Source organism: Streptomyces sp. NPDC096310 (genome assembly GCF_044763125.1).
Taxonomy (GTDB): Bacteria; Actinomycetota; Actinomycetes; order Streptomycetales; family Streptomycetaceae; genus Streptomyces.
In genome coordinates this window covers 297012-316052 of the sequence record NZ_JBIWFO010000003.1, presented here as the reverse complement: position 1 = coordinate 316052, position 19041 = coordinate 297012, and the positions used below count along the sequence as shown (strand labels likewise).

Genomic DNA, 19041 nt, shown 5'->3' with positions numbered 1-19041 from the left:
TCACAGCAGCCGCATCAGCCACGGAGGCCACGGAGGCCACTGAGGCCGCCCAAGCCACCGAGCGGCCCGTGCCCCGGCTCATGAGACGACCGCGGGCTCTTCCTCTCCGATGAAGCTCCGCCACAGCCGCGTGTACCGGCCGTCCAGCGCGAGCAGTTCCTCGTGCGTACCGTCCTCGACCGCCCGCCCGTGGTCCATCACGACCACCCGGTCCGCGCGCGCCGCCGTGGTCAGCCGGTGCGCGACGATCAGGGTGGTACGGCCCGGCGAGGCATGGCCGCCGGGCGTACGGCGGGCGGCGAGCCGGTCGGTGGCCTGGTTGACCAGCGCCTCGGTGGCCAGGTCCAGTGCGGCGGTCGCCTCGTCCAGCAGCAGGACGTCCGGGTCGACCAGTTCGGCGCGGGCCAGGGCGACGAGCTGGCGCTGCCCGGCCGAGAGGTTACGGCCGCGCTCGGCGACCTCGTGCAGATAGCCGCCGTCGAGCGTGGCGATCATCTCGTGCGCGCCGACCGCGCGCGCCGCCGCCTCGACCTCCGCGTCGGTCGCCTCGGGGCGCCCGTACGCGATGGCGTCCCGGACCGTACCGGCGAAGAGGTACGCCTCCTGCGGTACGACGCCGAGCCGCCGGCGGTACGCCGTCAGATCGAGGTCGCGCAGGTCCGTACCGTCCGCCGTGACCCGGCCGCCGGTCGGGTCGTAGAACCGCGCGACCAGCTTGACCAGTGTCGACTTGCCCGCGCCCGTCTCGCCGACGAAGGCGACGGTCTGCCCGGCCGGGATGCGCAGGTTCACGCCCTTGAGCGCGGTCTCCCCCTCGGCACCCTCGCCGCCGTCCGCCCCGCCGTACGCGAAGTCGACGTCCTCGAAGGCGATCTCACCGCGCAGCGACAGCACGTCGAGGGCCTGCCGCGGCGCCGCCGTCGAGGTCGGCTCGCGCAGCAGCTCCTGGATCCGGCCGAGCGAGACGGTGGCCTGCTGGTAGCCGTCGAAGACCTGCGAGAGCTGCTGCACCGGGGCGAAGAACAGGTCGATGTAGAGGAGGTACGCGACCAGCGCGCCGGTCGTCAGCGTCCCGGCCTCCACCCGTCCCGCGCCCACGATCAGCACGGCCGCCGCGGCCACCGAGGACAGGAGCTGGACGAAGGGGAAGTAGACCGATATCAGCCACTGGCCGCGCACCCGCGCCGCGCGGTAGTGGTCGCTGCGGGCGGCGAAGCGCGCGCCGCTGTCGCCCTCGCGCCGGAACGCCTGCACGATCCGCAGCCCGGACACGGACTCCTGGAGGTCGGCGTTGACGACGCTGATGCGCTCGCGCGCCAGCTCGTACGCCTGGACGCTCTTGCGGCGGAAGAAGACCGTACCGACGATCAGCACGGGCAGTGTCGCGAAGACGACGAGCGCCAGCTCCAGATCGATCACCAGCAGCACGACGAGGATGCCCGCGAAGGTGACGACGGAGACGAACGCGGTGACCAGCCCGGTCTGGAGGAACGTGGACAGGGCGTCGACGTCCGTGGTCATCCTGGTCATGATGCGGCCGGTCAGCTCGCGCTCGTAGTAGTCGAGTCCGAGCCGCTGGAGCTGCGCGAAGATCTTCAGGCGCAGGGAGTAGAGAATCCTTTCGCCGGTGCGTCCGGTCTTCCTGGTCTCGCCGATCTGCGCCGCCCACTGGAGCAGTACGGTCAGCAGGCCGAGCGAGGCGGCCACCCAGACCGCGCCGAGCGCGAGCTGTTCGACGCCCTGGTCGATGCCGTGCCGGATGAGGACCGGCAGCAGCAGCCCCATCCCGGCGTCCACGGCGACAAGCGCCAGGCTGACCAGCAGCGCCGGCCAGAAGCCGCGCAGCAGCCTGCGCAGTCCGTACGACTCCTCGGCGGCGACAGCGCGCGCCTCGTCGATCTCGGGGACATCGGTGGCCGGGGGCAACGCCTTGACCTGGGCGAGCAGTTCGGGGGTGGCGCCGGGGGCCGCCGTGTCACCGGCGACGGTGTCGTCCCGTATCCACAGGGCGGGGGTGACCCCGCGCTCCGCGTCGAACTCGGCGTCGATCTCCTGCTGGACCTGGTCGACCTCCTGGTGGGCCTGCTGGGTCTGCTGGGTCTGCTGGAGGGTGAGGTCGTCCGCCGGGCAGTCGTCCGTCACCGGACAGCCGCCCTTCGTACGCGCCGGTGACGCGGTGGCGCCGCGCGCGCCCCCCGGTGAGGTGCCGGCCAGTTCGTCGGGCTCGGTCAGCAGCCGCCGGTAGAGCGCGGAGCGTTCCTGAAGCTCCTCGTGGGTGCCGACGTCGGAGAGCCGTCCGCCGTCCAGTACGGCGATACGGTCGGCCAGGCCGAGGGTGGAGCGGCGGTGGGCGATGAGCAGGGTGGTGCGCCCGGCCATCACCGCGCGCAGCGCCTCGTGGATCTCGTGCTCCACACGGGAGTCGACGGCGGAGGTGGCGTCGTCCAGGACGAGCAGCCGGGGGTCGGTGAGGATCGCGCGGGCGAGGGCGATGCGCTGGCGCTGGCCGCCGGAGAGGGTGAGGCCCTGTTCGCCGACCGTGGTGTCGTAGCCGCCGGGCAGTTCGCTGATGAAGCCGTGGGCCTGTGCGGCGCGCGTGGCCCGGACGATCTCCTCGTCGGTGGCGTCGGGTTTGCCGTACGCGATGTTGGCCCGGATGGTGTCGGAGAAGAGGAAGCTGTCCTCCGGTACGAGGCCGATCGCGGAGCGCAGCGAGGCGAAGGTGAGTTCGCGGACGTCGTGACCGCCGACGAGGACGGCGCCGTGACTCACGTCGTAGAAGCGGGGCAGCAGCAGCGAGAGGGTGGACTTGCCGCTGCCGGAGGCGCCGACGACGGCGACGGTCTCGCCGGGGGCCAGCTCCAGCGAGAAGCCGTCGAGTACGGGGCGGCCGTCCTCGTACGCGAAGGTCACGTCGTCGAACTCGACGGACGCCTCTGCGGTCGCGGCCAGTTCCTTCGTCCCGTCCTGGAGGGTGGGCTCGGTGTCGATCAGCTCCAGTACGCGTTCGACGCCGGCGCGTGCCTGCTGGCCGACGGTCAGGACCATGGCGAGCATCCTGACCGGGCCGACGAGCTGGGCCAGATAGGTGGAGAAGGCGACGAAGGTGCCGAGGGTGATCTGGCCCCGGGTGGCCAGCCAGCCGCCGAGCGCGAGCATCGCGACCTGCCCGAGCGCGGGGACCGCCTGGAGGGCGGGGGTGTAGCGGGCGTTGAACCGTATGGTCCGCAGCCGGCCCGCGAACAGTTTCCGTCCGGCCTCGCGCAGCTTCCCCGTCTCCTGGTCCTCCTGGCCGAAGCCCTTGACGACCCGGACGCCGGAGACGGCGCCGTCCACGACCCCGGCGACGGCGCCGGCCTGCGCCTGCGCGTACCAGGTGGCGGGGTGCAGCTTGGTACGGCTGCGGCGGGCGATGTACCAGAGTGCGGGTGCGACGGCCACGGCTATCAGGGTCAGCGGCGGTGACAGCCAGGCCATGATCGCCAGGGACATCAGGAAGAGCAGGACGTTGCCGATCGTCATCGGCAGCATGAAGAGCAGCCCCTGGATGAGCTGGAGGTCGCTGGTGGCGCGGCCGATGACCTGCCCGGTGGAGAGGGTGTCCTGGCGGCGTCCGTCGAGCCGGGCGATCGTGGTGTACATCTCCGTACGGAGATCGTGCTGGACGTCGAGTGCGAGCCGTCCGCCGTAGTACCGGCGGACGAAGGTGGCCGCGTAGACGACGAGGGCGGCCGCGACGAGCAGCCCGGTCCAGACGAGGAGCGAGCGGTCTCCCGCCCCGATCACATCGTCGATGACCACCTTGGTGATCAGCGGGACGAGTGCCATCACCGCCATGCCGACGAGGGACGATCCGAGCGCGAGCACCACGTTGCGCCGGTACCGCCACGCGTACCCGGTCAGCCGCCGTGCCCAGCTCTGCCCTGCCGACGCCTCCGCCACCACATGCCTCCTGGTCGTCCCGCGATCGTCCTGATCTGCCGGAAGGCACCAACGCGGGGGGCGGCGGATTTCATCCCTCCGCAACAAAGACGGGTCCCGGGACCTAGGACCGGCACAGTTGTTCGAATGATCGGCGTAAGGGCTCAGCGCGTCGCGGGGACGGCCTCCCTGGCGGCCTTCTCCGGGGTCGCGGGGACGGCCTCGTACGGCGTCTCGGGTACGGAGTGGACGGCGGCCCCGGCCAGCTTCGTCACCGGGTTCAGGTCCTTGTGGACGGCCTTGGCCACGGCCTGGATGGTGTTGACGCCGTCGTTCATCGTCTTGTTGTCGTGGGTGAGCACGCTGATCATGTAGTCGTGCCCCTTGCCGGTGAACGCGCCGACGCTGTGCACGCGCCAGCCGTGGGTGGAGCGGGAGAGCCAGCCGTTCTTGAGCTGGACGGTGGCGGTCGCCGGGGCCCCGGCGGGCACGCCCCAGCGCTGGGAGGTGACGACCTTGCGCATCCGCTCCAGGAGGAAGGCGCGCGAGTTGTCGCTGAGCACGGTGTTCTTCGCGGTGATCAGGGCCAGCAGCTTCTGCTCGTCCTGGGCGGTGATCTGGGTGAGGCCCCAGTAGCCGTCGGCGCCGGGCACGGTCCGGGTCATGCCCGCGGCCTTGACGAACCCCTTGATCTTCGTCAGGCCGAGCTGCTTCCACAGGGTGGTGGTCGCCGCGTTGTCCGACTTGGTGATCATGGCCGTGGAGAGATCGACCTCCCGCTGCGTCAGATAGCGGTTCGTCTTCTTCGCGTCCCAGAGCAGGGTGGCGAGGACTGTCACCTTGACCACGCTGGCGGAGTCGAACTTCTGCGTCGCCCGCAGGGTGCAGCTCGTCCTGGTCGTACGGTCCTGGACGGCGACGGCGGTCGTGGACTTACGGTTCTTGAGCGCCGCGGTGATGTCCTTGGTGAGCTGGGCGGCGAGCCCCGCCTTGCCCGAGGTGCAGACGACGGCCGGCGCGGCGGCGGCCGACGTCGCGGCGGGCGCGGCGGCAGCGGCGGGCGCTGCTCCCGCGACGGCGGCGACCGGGACGAGCACGCCCGCGGCGAGCGCCACGGAGAGCGCGCCGCGGGCCCGCCGGGAGGGACGCCCCGCTGTGTACGCCGGTATCTGCTGGTGTGTCATGTCGGCTTCCCGCCCCTTGGTATCGACGGGTGCGCCCCGCGGCGTACCCACCCGTATGACATACCGGTGCCAGGGAACGGTTGTACGGAACTACGTCACGCTTCCGTATTAAGCCTCATCGAGATCAAGCCTCATCGAGCGTCCAGGTGGGTCGGGGCGAACATGCGCAGCAGGACGGGGAGTACGACGACGGAGGGGCCGGGCTCCGCGAGCGCCTTCGCCAGGTCCTCGCACAGGGACTCCGGTGCGGTACGGACCGCGGGGACGCCGAAGGACTCCGCCATGGCCACGAAGTCCGGCCGGGACAGCTCCGTCCCCGCGGGCTCGCCGAAAGCGTCTGTCATGTACTCGCGCAGGATGCCGTAGCCGCCGTCGTCCACGATCAGCCAGGTGACCGGCAGGTCGTACTGGCGGGCGGTGGCCAGCTCCGCGATCGAGTACATCGCGCCGCCGTCGCCGGACACCGCCAGGACCGGTTTCGTACGGTCGGCCACCGCGGCGCCGAGCGCGGCGGGGAAGCCGTAACCGAGGCCGCCCGCGCCCTGGCCCGAGTGCATCGGGCCAGGCCAGGCCGACCAGGCCCAGTAGGCGAGGATCGTCATGTCCCAGAAGCTGGGGGACGTGGCGGGCAGGGCCCCGCGCACGGCGGCCAGCACCCGCCGCTCCAGCGTGAGGTCCTGGGCCGCGATCCGCTTCCGTACCTTCTCCAGGACCGTGCCGACGGACGCGGCGGCGGCCGGGTCCTCGCGGCGGCTCACCGACTCCAGCAGCGCGGAGAGCGCGTTCCGCGCGTCGGCGTGGATGCCGAGCGCCGGGTGGTTGGACTCCAGCTTGCCGGCGTCCGCCTCGATCTGGATCACCCGGCCGCGCGGGCGGAACGTGTGGTAGTTGGACGACAGCTCGCCCAGCCCGGAGCCGACCACCAGCACCACGTCCGCGTCCTCCAGGAAGTCCGTGGTGTGGCGGTCCTCCATCCAGGACTGGAGGGAGAGCGGGTGCTCCCAGGGGAACGCGCCCTTGCCGCCGGCCGTCGTGACGACCGGCGCGTCCAGCTTCTCGGCGAGCGCGCGGAGCTTGCCGGACGCGTCCGCCCTGACCACCCCGCCGCCCGCGATGATCACCGGCCGCTTCGCGTGCGACAGCGTGTGGGCGGCGACGGCGGTCAGCTCGGGGCGCGGACGCAGCTCGCGCGGGGTGGCGTCCATCGCCGTGACCACCGGCAGCGCGACCTCGGCGAGCAGCACGTCCTGCGGGATCTCGACCCAGACCGGGCCGTGCGGGGCGGTGAGCGCGGACTCCCAGGCGGCGGCGATCGCGGACGGGATCTGCGAGGGCGTACGGACGGGGTGCACGGACTTCACGATGTCGCGGAACGACGCCTGCTGGTCGCGCAGTTCGTGCAGATATCCGTGGCGCCCGCCGCCCAGACCGGCCGCCGGGACCTGGCTGGAGATGGCCAGCACCGGCGCCGAGGCCGCCGCCGCCTCCTGGAGCGCGGGGAGCGCGGTCAACGCGCCGGGGCCGGTGGAGAGCAGCAGCGGGGCGACCTCGCCGGTGACCCGGCCGTACGCGTCGGCGGCGAACCCCGCGTTGTTCTCCACGCGCAGCCCGATGTACCGGAGCGAGGAGCGGCGCAGGGCGTCGAACATGCCGAGCGCGTGCTGCCCCGGCAGACCGAAGACGGTCGTGGCGCCGAGGCCGTACAGCGTCTCGACGACCAGATCGCCACCGCGCCGGCCGGGCGGCGGGTCGAGCGCCGCGGCGGTCTGCTCGGGGGTCAGACGCACCGATGCGTGGTCGTGGTCGTGTTCATGCATCAGCGCGCCTCCGCCGCGAGGTCGCCGGCGGCCCCGGAGCCCTGAGCCGTCCCGGAGCCCTGAGCCGTCCCCGGCCCCCGGGCGATCTGGCGGGACATGAGCGTCGTCAGCTCGTACGCCGTGTGGGAGGCGGCCACGGAGGTGATCTCCGCGTGGTCGTACGCGGGCGCGACCTCCACCACGTCCGCCGAGACCAGCCGGCAGGAGGCCAGCCCGCGGATGATCTCCAGGAGTTCCCGTGAGGTCAGCCCGCCCGCCTCGGGCGTGCCGGTGCCCGGAGCGTGCGCCGGGTCCAGGACGTCGATGTCGACGGAGATGTACAGCGGCCGGTCCCCGACGCGCTGCCGGAGCTGGTCGGTGATCTCGTCCACACCCCGGCGCATCACATCGGCCGACGTGACGATCCCGAACCCCATCCTGGCGTCCTCGTCCAGGTCCCGCTTGCCGTACAGCGGGCCGCGCGTACCGACGTGGGACAGCGCCTCCGTGTCCAGGATGCCCTCCTCGACGGCCCGGCGGAACGGTGTGCCATGTGTGTACTCCGCGCCGAAGTAGGTGTCCCAGGTGTCGAGATGGGCATCGAAGTGGAGCAGCGCGACCGGTCCGTGCCGCTTCGCGACCGAGCGGAGCAGCGGGAGCGCGATCGTGTGGTCGCCGCCGAGGGTCATCAGCCGCGCGCCGGTGCCCAGCAGTTCGTCGGCCGCCGCCTCGATCGTGTCGACCGCCTCGTTGATGTCGAACGGGTTGGCCGCGATGTCCCCGGCGTCCGCGACCTGCGCGAGCGCGAACGGCGAGGCGTCCTGCGCCGGGTTGTACGGGCGCAGCAGCCGCGACGCCTCGCGTATCGCGTTGCCTCCGAAGCGGGCGCCGGGCCGGTAGGAGACCCCCGTGTCGAAGGGGACGCCGACGACGGCGACATCGGCCGTGCCGACCTCGTCCAGCCGGGGCAGCCGGGCGAACGTGGCCGGTCCCGCGTACCTCGGGACACGGGACGAGTCGACGGGCCCGCGCGGGCCGTTCCGGTGTCCGTGGTGTCCGTTGCTGCTCATCGTCGGGCCTTTCCGGGAATCGCTGTACCGCCTCGCGCGGCTCCGCACCGCGTGACGCACTGACGCGCTGGCGTGCTGACGCGCCATGACCGTTCTGCGGCACTCTGCCGCGCTCTGCCGTGCTCTGCCGTGCTCTGCCGCAAGTGCTCCGTCTCAAGAATGGACCAGCCCACTGACAGTGGGTCCCCCGGCCTCCTCCGGCGCCTCCCCCGCGAGCCGGGCGCGCCACACCGCGAGCACCGCCTCGTCGGTCGGCCGCGTCGCCAGGCTGACGATCACGTACGCGGCGAGCGAGGCCAGCAGACCGTAGTAGATGGGCTGGTTGGCGAGGATCCCGTACGCCGCCATCAGCCCCACGACGGTGACCCCGCCGACGATCACGGCGGCCAGCGCGCCGTACACCGTGCCGCGCCGCCACAGCAGCCCGCCGAGGATCGGTACGAGCAGCCCGCCGACAAGCAGGTTGTACGCGACGGTCAGGGCCTCGACCACGTTGTTCAGCGCGATGGCCACGGCGATCACACCGACCCCCATGACCAGGATGAACAGCCGGTTGCCCCGTACCTCGTCCATCTCACCGTGCGCGGCGCCGCCCCGTCCGACGGCTCCGCGCAGCCGCGCCCAGATGTCGTTGTTGGCCACGGTCGCGCAGGCGATCAGCGCGCCCGAGGAGGTCGACATCACGGCAGCCAGGGCGGCGGCCAGCACCAGCCCGCGTACGCCCGTGGGCAGTTCGTCCATCACGATGGTCGCGAACGCGTCGTCCGCGCTGCCCAGGTTCGGGTAGAGCACCTTGGCGGCCGTGCCGATGACCGCGCCGGCCAGTGCGTACACCAGACAGTAGGTACCGGCGACGGTGCCGCCCCAGCGCGCGACCTTGTCTCCGCGCGCGGTGAACACCCGCTGCCAGATGTCCTGTCCGATCAGCATGCCGAAGGTGTAGATCAGGACGTACGTGAAGATCGTCTCGCCGCCGATGCCGAACGGCGAGAAGTACGCGGAGGGCAGCCGCTCCTTCATCTCCGCGAAGCCGCCCGCCTTGACGACGGCTATGGGCAGCAGGAGCAGCAGCACCCCTATGGTCTTCACGACGAACTGCACCATGTCCGTCAGCGTGATGGACCACATGCCTCCGAGCGTCGAGTACGCGACGACGACGGCCCCGCCCAGGATGATCGCGACGGTGCGGTGCAGGTCGAAGAGGACGTCGAAGATCGTGGCGTACGCGATGGTCGAGGTGACGGCGAGCATCAGGGTGTACGCCCACATCACGATGCCCGAGATGAGCCCGGCCCGGCCGCCGTAGCGCAGGTCGAGCATCTCGGAGACGGTGTAGACCTTCAGCCGCGCGATCCGCGCGGAGAAGAAGACGGAGAGGGCGAGCAGCCCGAGGCCGATGGCGAAGACCATCCAGGCGCCGGAGAGACCGTGGCGGTAGCCGAGGCCGACACCGCCGATGGTCGAGGCGCCGCCCAGGACGATGGCGGCCATGGTGCCGGAGTACATCCAGGGGCCGAGCCTGCGGCCCGCCACCAGGAACTCGCTCTTGGACCGGGCGCGGCGCATGCCCCACCAGCCCATGGCGAGCATGCCGGCCAGATAGACGACGATCACCGCGTAGTCGACAGCCATGGGCTTCCTCCGTCTCGTCTCACGCCTGAAGGTGCTCGTGTCCGTTCGCTTACGTACAGAAGTGGGCGTAAGCGCCGGTGGCCGAGCGTGTGGGTCATGACGGTAGGTGGCCGGTGAGCGGCGCTGAAGTGTACGTTTCATCCATTCTTTCCGCCGAAGACGGATGGATCATCCATGCCGGACGCCACCGCCGCCCCTTCCTCCCCGCCCACTCCCCCGGTGCCGCTCGCCGATCTGCTGGCGGACCGGACACTGGGCCTGCGCCGGATCGCGGGCCCTCCGGACGACGGCTCCCAGGTGGTGCACTGGGTGCACACCTCCGAGATGGCCGACCCGTACCCGTATCTGCTCGGCGGGGAGCTGCTGCTGACGGCGGGCGTGCAGCTCACCGACGCGGACGGGGACGCGTATGTGGGGCGCGTGGTCGAGGCGGGCGCGGCGGCGCTCGGCTTCGGGGTGACACCGGTGTACGACACGGTGCCGCCCGCCCTGGTCGACGCCTGCGACCGGTACGGTCTGCCGCTGCTGGAGGTGCCGCCCCGTACCCCGTTCACAGCGGTGGTACGCGCGGTGTGGCGGCTGATGGCGGAGGCACGCCACCGCGAGCTGCGCCGGGTGACCCGGGCCCAGCAGGGCCTGGCGGCCGCGGCGGCCAGGCAGGACCCGGTGCCCGCGGTGCTGCACCAGCTCGCGGTGGGGCTCGGCGGGCGCGCGGTCCTGTTCGCGCCGGACGGCGCGGAGCTGCACTCGATCGGCCGCTCCCCGTCCCCCGGCGCCCGTACGGCGCTCGCGCGCCTGGCCAGGGTGGTCAACCCGGCGCCGAACGGTGCCGCGCCCTCCTCGGCCACGGACACGACCCAGGGCGCCCATCTCGCCGCGTACGCCCTCGGCGGCGGCCAGGGCCTGGTGCTCGGCGTGGCGGCCGAACGGCGCGAACCCGGCGACCACACCGTCGCGGGCGTCGCCGTCGTGCTGCTCTCCCTGCTGACCGCGCCCCATCAGGGCGCCGCGGAGGCGGGCCGCTCGGCCGCGCTGGTACGGCTGCTGCTGGGCGCCACCCCGGCCGAGACGGCGCCGCTGCTCGGCCCCGGGCCCTGGCGGGTCGTCCAGGGGCGCGGCGGCGCCACCCCGTTCGCGGCGGGCGCGCTGGCGGCGGCCCTGGGCAGCGCGCTGGCCGACACGGACGGCACGACGGTCCGCGTCCTCACCGACCGCGAGGTCACCGCCCTGCCCGGCTGGACCCTCGGCGTCAGCGACCCGGTCCCCCCGCAGGCCCTGGCCGCCGCGGCCACCCGCGCGCTGCGTGCTCTGGGCCGCGCGGAGGCCACCCGTACCGCCCTCGTACGCCACGACCCGACGGGCCCGGCGGCCGGACTCGCCGCCCTGATCCCCCCGGAGGAGGCCGCGTCCCACGCCCGCACCCTCCTGGCCCCCGTCCTGGCCGCCCCGGGCGCCCCGGCCCTGACGGAGACACTGCGCGCCTGGCTCTCGCTGCACGGAAGCTGGGACCGTACGGCGGTGGCCCTGACCGTCCACCGCAACACGGTCCGCCACCGCATCACCCGCTGCGCGGCCCTCCTGGACAGGGACCTGGACGACCCCGACGTACGGATGGAGCTGTGGTTCGCGCTGCGGGAGCCGCCCGAGGCCGCCTCGCGCGGCTGAAACCGGTTGAGCCCGGCTGAACCTGACTGAACCTCGTTGCGCCCGGCGTTCACCGTGCCGCAGCACCCGCGTCACCTGCGCTTTCGCCGTCCGACACCGCAGGACCCAAAGGGCCCGGGAGGCCAGGGGAATTGGGGTCCGGCGTGGGTCCCGGGGCCCACGCCGTCGCCGTTCCCCGCTCCGTAGCGTTCGGTCGAGACCGAATCATCAGCGGGGGATGAGAGGCCAAGACATGCGGAGGAACGGTTTGAGACGCCCCTCATTCTCCCGGGCCCGTGGGCAGACCTCAGTGGAATATCTCGGCCTGCTCGGCGTCGTGGTGAGTCTGGTGCTGACCTTGACGCTCACGCCGGTCGGAACACAGGTGACCGGTGGACTCCACCGTGCGATATGCCAGTTGGTCAGCAACGGCGCCTGCCCGTCGGGCCCTGGCTCCGAGAACGGCGGGGACAGCGCCCTGCCCAATCCGGACGGTTCCGGTTCCGGGGAGGACGGGGTCACGACGCTGCCGGGCCCGGACCCCAAGGACGGCAAGCCGAAGGCCGAAGATGTGGCGTTCGAGCCCGACAAGTGCATCCTGGCGTCGGAGACCGACAAGCAGAAGACCGTGATGCGCATTCTCTTCATCAAGATCAGCTCCAGCAGCGAGATGAAGGTCACGCAGTGGTCCGACGGGTCGGTCACCCTCGATTCCACGGGCACGGTCCAGGGCGGGGTGGAGGGCGGGATCGACTTCCCCGGGCTCAAGAAGTGGGGCGGCAGCGCCTCGCTGAGCGGTAGTTACACCAAGGGCGGCGGAGGCGGCGGGCGCTGGCTGTTCGACGGCCACCAGAGCGACGACCCGCAGAAGGACCTGGAGAACAACTACAACGACGCCAAGCAGTTCGCGGAATATCTCAAGGGCGCCGCGAAATGCAACAGCCGTCCACCCGGGGCCCGCAGCGCCGAACTGGGCATGATCTGCAACCACTCGAACAAGGACAAGCTCCCGGAGCTGGAGCCGGACCGGCAGCCCGACCTCGACATCACCAAGACCACCAGCGAGAAGTCCGGTGACGTCAAGTTCGGCAAGAGCCTCAGGACCGGCAAGGAGAACAAGAGCGTCGGCCAGGTCACCGGCAAGGGCGCGCAGGGCACCTGGATGAACGACACCCTCGTCATGCGCGGCAACGGCGAGATCACCTTCGTCTACACGATGGAGATCAACGGCCGTGTCGGCAACGCCTATCAGGGCGAGGGCAGCCATATGCAGCAGTTCTACGTGACGTACAACGCGGAGGACTACGACAAGGAGGAGAAGGAGGGCAAGGACCACCGCCCGACCAGGCTCCGGATCTCCACGGCCGAGCGCGGCATGAGCGGCAACCCGGGCGTCGACATACGCGGATCGGTGCCCGCAGGACCGTTCAACCTGCATGTCGAGGGCGGCGGCGGAAAGACCGACACCGAGATGCACACCGAGGTGGCGGAGCTGGACCTCAAGGACCCCAAGGACAGCGAGACCGTCGAGAACTACCTGCGCAACGGGGAGGACGGCGAGGACAGCGGGATCAAGCAGATCCACAACGCGGGCATCCCCTCCCCGCACTCCGCCTCCGAGCCGCCGGCCCCGGACGCCACCCCCTTCGAGAAGCTCCTGCACGACAAGGGCAAGCTGAGCAGCCTCGACTACAAGGTCAACATCGACTGGTGGAAGGCCGGCTTCGCGATCAGCCTGGGCACCTCCCTCCACAAACTGAGCACGGGCTTCAAGCTCTTCGGCCTGGAGACCAGCCACGAGCACGAGGAGCAGAAGCTCATCGGCGACCCGACCTACGCGGGCGCCCCGCGCGAGGACGGCAGCCGCCCCTGGCTCCCGTTCACGAAGTGCAGCTCGGTCAAGCCGATCTGAGCCCCCCGCAGTTCGGTCAGGCGGTCCGAGTCCTGCCCCTCGGCTCCCGCTCGACGCCCCCGTATCGTCCGCGCCACCCGGACGGCCTGATCAGCTCGGCACCGAGGTGATCAGGCCGCGCCCGGCCCGAGAAGCCGTGCCGTTACGCTCGGACCACTGCGGCCCAGGCCGTCGCGAACACCCGGACCATGAGGAGCATGCCCGATGGCGCGCACCACCCCGCCGCGTCCACTCGACGTCGAGGCGCTGTTTCCCGAGGTGGCGGCCTTCCGGAAGGCCGCCGTCCGCCTGCACCCGCGGCTCGGTGCCCCGTGCGCCAGGGACAGTTCGCTCGGCGGGCCCCTCCTCTGGCCACGTGCGCAGCCATGGCCCCACTGCGAGGACGACCACCCCCACACCAGGTACGCGCCCACTGAGATCCCGGTCCCGCTCGTTCCGGTCCTCCAGCTCTTCGCCACCGACGTTCCCGACCTGGTCTTCCCGGCCGGTACCGATGTGCTCCAGGTCCTGTGGTGCCCCTTCGACCACGAGGAGGGTTACGTGCCGCGCCCCGAGGTCTTCCGGTGGAACAGCTCCCGGGGCGACCTCGGCCCCGCCGACCCGCCCCGCCCGGCGGGCGCAAGCGACAACTACCTGCCGAACCCGTGTGTCCTGCACCCGGAACGCGTCACCGACTACCCGAGCTGGGATCTGCCGGACGGTCTCCGCGACGCGCTCCAGGACCGGTTCGACCAGGTGGAGGAGGAGACCGGCTGGTCGTACGAGTACCACCTCTCCGTGTCCGACGGCATCAAGGCCGGCGGCTACCCGACATGGACGCAGGAGCCGGACTGGCCGGACTGCCCGACGTGTGACCGGCGCATGGACCATCTCCTGACCCTCAACAGCGCCGAGTTCGACGGCGCGAGCTGGCGCACCTGGCTGCCGGTCGAGGACACCCCGGCCGAGGGCACGATCCGGGACCTCCCCTACGAAGAACGGACCCGGATCCAGCGACCGCCCGGGCTCATGCTCGGCGACATGGGCGGCATCTACCTGTTCGAATGCCCGGGGTGCCCGGACAGGCCCTTCGACCACCGCTCCGACTGCTCCTGAACACGGAGCCGGGGCGGTCCGTTGGTGCGGGCGGGGCCCGGTCAGGCGGGGCCCGAGCCGTTGGTTCGGGCGGTGGCCTGTCGGGGCGGGCCAGGAGCGTTTCATGGCGGGCGGGGGAAGGGTCCACTGGGGAACTGCTCTGTTCCGCAGGTGGGTTGCAGGCTGCCGGGCCGGTTCGCCCTGCGGGGCACGCGGCAGTGGAGTGGGGCAGCCCGGCTTTCGTCAAGCGTCTACCGACCGGATGCTGGCTGAGATTCATGCCCCGCTGGTCACTGTCCGGTGTTGGCTGCGGGTTCGGGCGGGGCCTGTCGGGCCGGGCCGGGGGTGTTTCATGGCGGGCGGGCCGCCCCCTCCAGCTCTGATGGTCGCGGCTCCAGGGTGCGCGTCAAGGGCGCTCCTTCGTCGCGTCGGCTTCGCCGATGTCGCTGCGCTCCACCCTTGACCCGCACCCTTGCGCCGCTGGTAGAGCTTTTTCGGGAGGGGGCGGGGGGGAAGGGTCCACTGGGGAACTGCTCTGTTCCGTCGGTGGGTTGCAGGCTGGCGGGCCGGTTCGCCCTGCGGGGCACGCGGTCGTGGAGTGGGGTGGTGGCGGCTTTCGTCAAGCGTCTACCGACCGGATGTTGGCTGGGGCTCATGCCCCGCTGGTCACTGTCCGCTGGTGAGTGCGGGTTCAGGCGGTGGCCTGCCGGGTGGGGTGGGTGCCGGGAGTCCCGATCAGCGCTTCCCCACCCAAAAGCATGCCCTATGCCCCACTTTGCCCCACCTGACAGGGGGTTGGGCGCCCGTCGTTCCACTCGTGCGGACCGAAAGCTCCCCTATCCGGGACTCTCGGTCCACCCACCCCCCTCCGAGCACCACCCCCGCCCCACATGCCACACCCGCCCCGAAGTCACCTGACCCCTCCACCCACGGCGAGTGACCAGCGGGGCATGAGCCCCAGCGCACATGCGGTCGGCGGACGCTTGACGAAAGCCGGGCCACCCCACTCCACTGCCGCGTGCCCCGCAGGGCGAACCGACCCGGCAGCCTGCAACCCACCGACGGAACAGAGCAGTTCTCCAGTGGACCCTTCCCCCCGCCCCCTCCCCTCTGCCTTTCCAGCGGTGCAGGGGCGGGGGTCAAGGGTGGAGCGCAGCGACATCGGCGAAGCCGACGCGACGAAGGAGCGCCCTTGACGCCCGGCCCGGAACCGCGACCATCGCATCAGGGAGGGGGCGGATCGCCCGCACCACACACCCCCGGCCCACCCCGACAGGCCACCGCCCGAACCCGCACCCACCACCCGACAGTGACCAGCGGGGCATGAAGCCCAACACGCATGCGGTGGGGAGCCGCTTGACGAAAGCCGGGCCACCCCACTCCACGACCGCGCGCCCCGCAGGGCGAACCAGCCCGCAAGCCTGGAACCCACCGAAGGCACAGAGCTGTTCCCCAGGAGACCCTTCCCCCCCGCCCCCTCCCGAAAAAGCTCTCTCAGCGGCGGAAGGGTGCGGGTCAAGGGTGGCCGGAGGCCATCGCGCAGCGACGCGACGCAGGAGCGCCCTTGACGCGCACCCTGGAGCCGCGATCATCAGAGCTGGAGGGGGCGGGCCGCCCGCCATGACGCACCCCGGGCCCACCCCGACAGGCCCCCGCCCGACTCAACAGATCAGCCTTCGGAGTCATCCGCGCCGGTGCACGGAGGCTCCGGGATACGGGCACCCCTGCTCTCCGCGACCCGGCAGACATCGCGCAGCGCCTCGGACATCCGGGCCACGAGGAAGCGGAGCTGTACCGAGCTGGTCTTGGAGTCGGCCAGCATGTCGGCCGCGTGGCCCAGGATTTCGGCAGCCATGTCGAGCTGGGCGTCCTCCATCTCGTCGGCCATCCGGGAGATGTAGCCGTTCCCGCCACCGGCGAGGTAGCACGGCTTGCCATCCTCACCGGACCACGGAAGCAGGCGCAATGCCTCGCCCGAGCCATTGAGGGCAGACACACTGAACACGTCGTCAACTCCTGTTGATTGAAGGGCACGCCCCACAGGAATGCCCTGTGTAGCGATTTCCTCACACAGTGCGACCGCGCTCGCTAGGCTCGCCAGGGGATTGCAGGTGACACCGCATCTGTCGCAAGGGAGTCGGCACATGGGAAGCATCTACGGCGATTGGCTCAAGGAGCAGCGAGTAGCGGCGGGGCTGACACAACAGGAGTTGGCCGACGCCGCGATCATGACCCGTTCGCACATTTCGCACATCGAGGCGGGGCGCCGCATCCCGTCCAAGGAGGACGCACAGCGACTCGACAGGGCACTGAATACGGGAAACGTACTGAGCAGTTTTCTGCCACGGGATGATTCAGTTGTTGCGGATCGATTCGAGGTCGCACGACAGCTCGAACAACAGGCCACGACGATCCGCGAATTCGCATTGTCCCTCGTGCCTGGAATTCTTCAGACGGAACGCTATATGCGTGCGGTTCTCGACACGGCTTCCCCGCCCTGGAGCAAGGAGCAGTGTGACAGGATCGTCGTCACGCGGCTGGAGCGGGCCAAGATCCTCGCCTCTCCGGTAACCCCCGTAGTATGGGCGCTGCTTGACGAATCGGTGCTGCGTCGTTCAGTCGGCGGACCGGAGGTCATGGCAGAGCAAATGAAGCACATCGTTCACCTGGCCGAGGTTCGACGCGTTCGAGTTCACGTGCTGCCGCACAGCCTGGGAGCCCACACGCTCCAGCAGAGCATGCTGACACTGATGTGGTTCGACGATCAACCGCCTGTGGCGTATTCCGAAGCCATCTACATGGCCAAGGTTCACGATGACCCCGCCATGGTCGAGCGGATCCAAGCGGCCTACGCTCTAGCGCTGGGCGAGGCTCTGCCCACAAGGGAATCACTTGCCCTGCTCAGGGCAGCAGCAGAGGAATACGGAAACTATGACCGAGAAGACCGCCGCTGACGTCACCGGCACACACCGCTGGCGCAAGTCGTCCTACAGCGGAAACGACGCGGACAGTTGCCTCGAAGTACTCGACAACCACCCCTCCGGCATCCCCGTCCGCGACTCCAAAACCCCCCACACCCCCGCCCTCCTCTTCCCTCCAGCCCCCTGGACCTCCTTCATCGCCGCCGTCAGGAGCGGAACGCTCCCCGGCCGAGTGGGCGCGCGTATGTGACGGCTTCGTGGGTCGCCGCGAAGCCTGATCTCTCGTACAGGCCCAGCGCTCCCGACGGGTTGTCCGTGTCGACGGTCAGCGACACCGTGTCGTAACCGGCGTCGCGCGCCGTCCGCAGGACGTCCGTCAGCAGTGCCTGTGCCGCGCCCCGGCCGCGCCAGGAGCGGCGGGTGCCGAGGAAGCCGACGTGGCAGTCCCGGCTGCCAGTCGCGGCCGTCTCCGCCTCGCTCTCCTCCGCGAGGAGGTACGCCGCCATCTCGTCGCCCGCGATCAGCAGCCGGGACATCGCGGGCCGGAAGGAACCGGAGCCGGTGACCCAGGTGCGCCAGTCGGTGGCGTCGTACGGGGTGAAGTTCCAGTGGTCGCGGAACGCGTCGTTGTGGGCCAGCCGGGTGGCCTCGTCGTACGTCGCCTCGAACGCGGCCGGAAGGGTGCCCTCCGGGGCGGGCCGGGGCTCCGGGCGGTGGTCGCCGGTGGGGGCCGGCTGCTTCATGTCGAACCACCAGCGGCACGGCCGGAAGCCCTGCCGCTGGGCGAGTTTCAGCAGCCCGGGGTCCCCGGCCAGCCCGTCCAGCAGCAGTTCGCCGCGCAGGGCGGAGAGCTGACCGTCCGCCTTGAGGCGGGTTTCCGCGCGGGTCTCCAGCCAGTCGACGAGCCGGGTTCCGATGCCGTGCCGCCGCCGGTCGGGGTGGACCGCCGCGTCGCCCTGAAAACGGGCCACCTCCGGTGCGCCGTGCGGTGTGTGCAGGACCGCGTACGCGACCAGGCGCGACCCGCTCCACAGGCCCAGGGTGTCCCGGGCCGGGTCGAGCTTGGGGTCCTCCAGCATTTCGACGAGGTCTTCGGCGCTGACGTGCTCGCCCGCTCCGTCGACGCTCTCGATCTCGGCGCGGAGTCTCTGCCAGTCGGCGACGGAGCCCTGGTCCAGGGGGCGGGCCTCCAGGTCGTCCGCAGGGTGCCGTCTCTCCATGCCTGTGGTCCTTTCGCGGATCGCCGCCGCCCCGGTTTCACCGTATTTCAAGCGCGCCCTCACCGCTTCGGGCTGAGCCCCGCCACCGCCAGGCCGAGCAGCCGGTGCGCCTCGGCGGCGGGGTCCGGGTGGTGTTCCGTGGCCCAGACGATGCCGGCGATCAGGGTGAGCAGGTCCGTGACGGTCAGGCCCGGCGCCACCGCCCCCTCCCGCTCGGCGCGGTGCAGGAGCGGGTCGAGCGCCACGGTGAACTTCGCCGCGCAGGCGTTCACGTGCGCCTCGTCGGAGGAGAGCGGCGCGTCGGGCGTCAGGGCGACGGCCATACCCCGGGCCGATGCGGCGTACGCGGTGACGGCGGTCAGCCACTCCAGGAGCGCGGCCCGGGCGTCGGGCCGGTCGGCCAGTTCGCGGGCGCGGGCGCACAGGGCGTCGAGGCGTTCGTGGAAGACCGCGTCCAGGAGTGCGCGGCGGCTGGGGAAGTGCCGGCGGACGGTGGCGGAGCCGACCCCCGCGACACGCGCGATCTGCTCCAGGGAGGCGTCGGCGCCGTGTTCGGCGACCTCCGCCTCGGCCACGGCGAGGATTCGCGCGTAGTTGCGCCGGGCGTCCGCGCGCTGGACGGGCATGGCGTCATCTCCGGAGTCGCTGAGTCATCGAGTCGCTGGGT

At 71.3% G+C, this 19041-nt stretch carries 13 protein-coding genes; 5 read left to right on the top strand and 8 right to left on the bottom strand.

The annotated features are described in order from the left end of the window. Window positions 1–78: 78 nt before the first annotated feature. The 5 genes from ACIQ7D_RS09705 to ACIQ7D_RS09685 form a co-directional block, all read right to left on the bottom strand. On the bottom strand, window positions 79–3942 hold the full coding sequence (locus ACIQ7D_RS09705) for an ABC transporter ATP-binding protein (RefSeq protein WP_403935588.1): 3864 nt from the start codon (window positions 3940–3942) through the stop codon (window positions 79–81). A gap of 143 nt (window positions 3943–4085) precedes the next feature. Beyond that, window positions 4086–5105: a serine hydrolase gene (locus tag ACIQ7D_RS09700; RefSeq protein ID WP_403935586.1), complete on the bottom strand. Its 1020-nt coding sequence runs from the start codon at window positions 5103–5105 to the stop codon at window positions 4086–4088. A gap of 131 nt (window positions 5106–5236) precedes the next feature. Continuing rightward, the gene (locus ACIQ7D_RS09695) at window positions 5237–6922 is read right to left on the bottom strand and encodes a thiamine pyrophosphate-binding protein (RefSeq protein WP_403935584.1); all 1686 of its coding nucleotides are present in this window, start codon (window positions 6920–6922) and stop codon (window positions 5237–5239) included. After that, window positions 6922–7971, bottom strand: coding sequence for an agmatinase (gene speB, locus ACIQ7D_RS09690; RefSeq protein WP_403935582.1), 1050 nt, complete (start codon window positions 7969–7971; stop codon window positions 6922–6924). Before speB ends, ACIQ7D_RS09695 begins: the two co-directional genes overlap by 1 nt. A gap of 153 nt (window positions 7972–8124) precedes the next feature. Beyond that, entirely contained in the window at window positions 8125–9603 is a 1479-nt protein-coding gene (locus ACIQ7D_RS09685; protein WP_403935580.1) for a sodium:solute symporter, read from the bottom strand. 174 nt (window positions 9604–9777) lie between these two features. Here ACIQ7D_RS09685 and ACIQ7D_RS09680 point away from each other — a divergent pair, with 174 nt between their 5' ends. From ACIQ7D_RS09680 to ACIQ7D_RS09670, 3 genes are all read left to right on the top strand, one after another. After that, window positions 9778–11268 (top strand): PucR family transcriptional regulator ligand-binding domain-containing protein, encoded by a 1491-nt coding sequence (locus tag ACIQ7D_RS09680; RefSeq protein WP_403935578.1) that lies wholly within the window; start codon window positions 9778–9780, stop codon window positions 11266–11268. Between the two features lie 289 nt (window positions 11269–11557). Then, on the top strand, window positions 11558–13159 hold the full coding sequence (locus tag ACIQ7D_RS09675; protein ID WP_403935576.1) for a hypothetical protein: 1602 nt from the start codon (window positions 11558–11560) through the stop codon (window positions 13157–13159). A gap of 204 nt (window positions 13160–13363) precedes the next feature. After that, complete coding sequence (locus ACIQ7D_RS09670) at window positions 13364–14254, top strand: DUF1963 domain-containing protein (RefSeq protein ID WP_403935575.1); 891 nt, start codon at window positions 13364–13366, stop codon at window positions 14252–14254. Window positions 14255–15902: 1648 nt separating this feature from the next. Here ACIQ7D_RS09670 and ACIQ7D_RS09665 read toward each other — a convergent pair. After that, on the bottom strand, window positions 15903–16238 hold the full coding sequence (locus tag ACIQ7D_RS09665; protein WP_403935573.1) for a hypothetical protein: 336 nt from the start codon (window positions 16236–16238) through the stop codon (window positions 15903–15905). Window positions 16239–16377: 139 nt separating this feature from the next. Here ACIQ7D_RS09665 and ACIQ7D_RS09660 point away from each other — a divergent pair, with 139 nt between their 5' ends. Both ACIQ7D_RS09660 and ACIQ7D_RS09655 read left to right on the top strand, forming a co-directional pair. Further along, window positions 16378–17187, top strand: coding sequence for a helix-turn-helix domain-containing protein (locus tag ACIQ7D_RS09660; protein WP_403935572.1), 810 nt, complete (start codon window positions 16378–16380; stop codon window positions 17185–17187). After that, complete coding sequence (locus tag ACIQ7D_RS09655; RefSeq protein ID WP_403935570.1) at window positions 17165–17404, top strand: DUF397 domain-containing protein; 240 nt, start codon at window positions 17165–17167, stop codon at window positions 17402–17404. Before ACIQ7D_RS09660 ends, ACIQ7D_RS09655 begins: the two co-directional genes overlap by 23 nt. Here ACIQ7D_RS09655 and ACIQ7D_RS09650 read toward each other — a convergent pair. Together ACIQ7D_RS09650 and ACIQ7D_RS09645 are read right to left on the bottom strand one after the other, a co-directional pair. Continuing rightward, complete coding sequence (locus ACIQ7D_RS09650; RefSeq protein ID WP_403935568.1) at window positions 17361–18374, bottom strand: GNAT family N-acetyltransferase; 1014 nt, start codon at window positions 18372–18374, stop codon at window positions 17361–17363. The genes ACIQ7D_RS09655 and ACIQ7D_RS09650 overlap by 44 nt on opposite strands. Before the next feature lie 59 nt (window positions 18375–18433). Next, complete coding sequence (locus ACIQ7D_RS09645) at window positions 18434–19000, bottom strand: TetR/AcrR family transcriptional regulator (protein WP_403935566.1); 567 nt, start codon at window positions 18998–19000, stop codon at window positions 18434–18436. Between the last annotated feature and the right edge of the window lie 41 nt (window positions 19001–19041).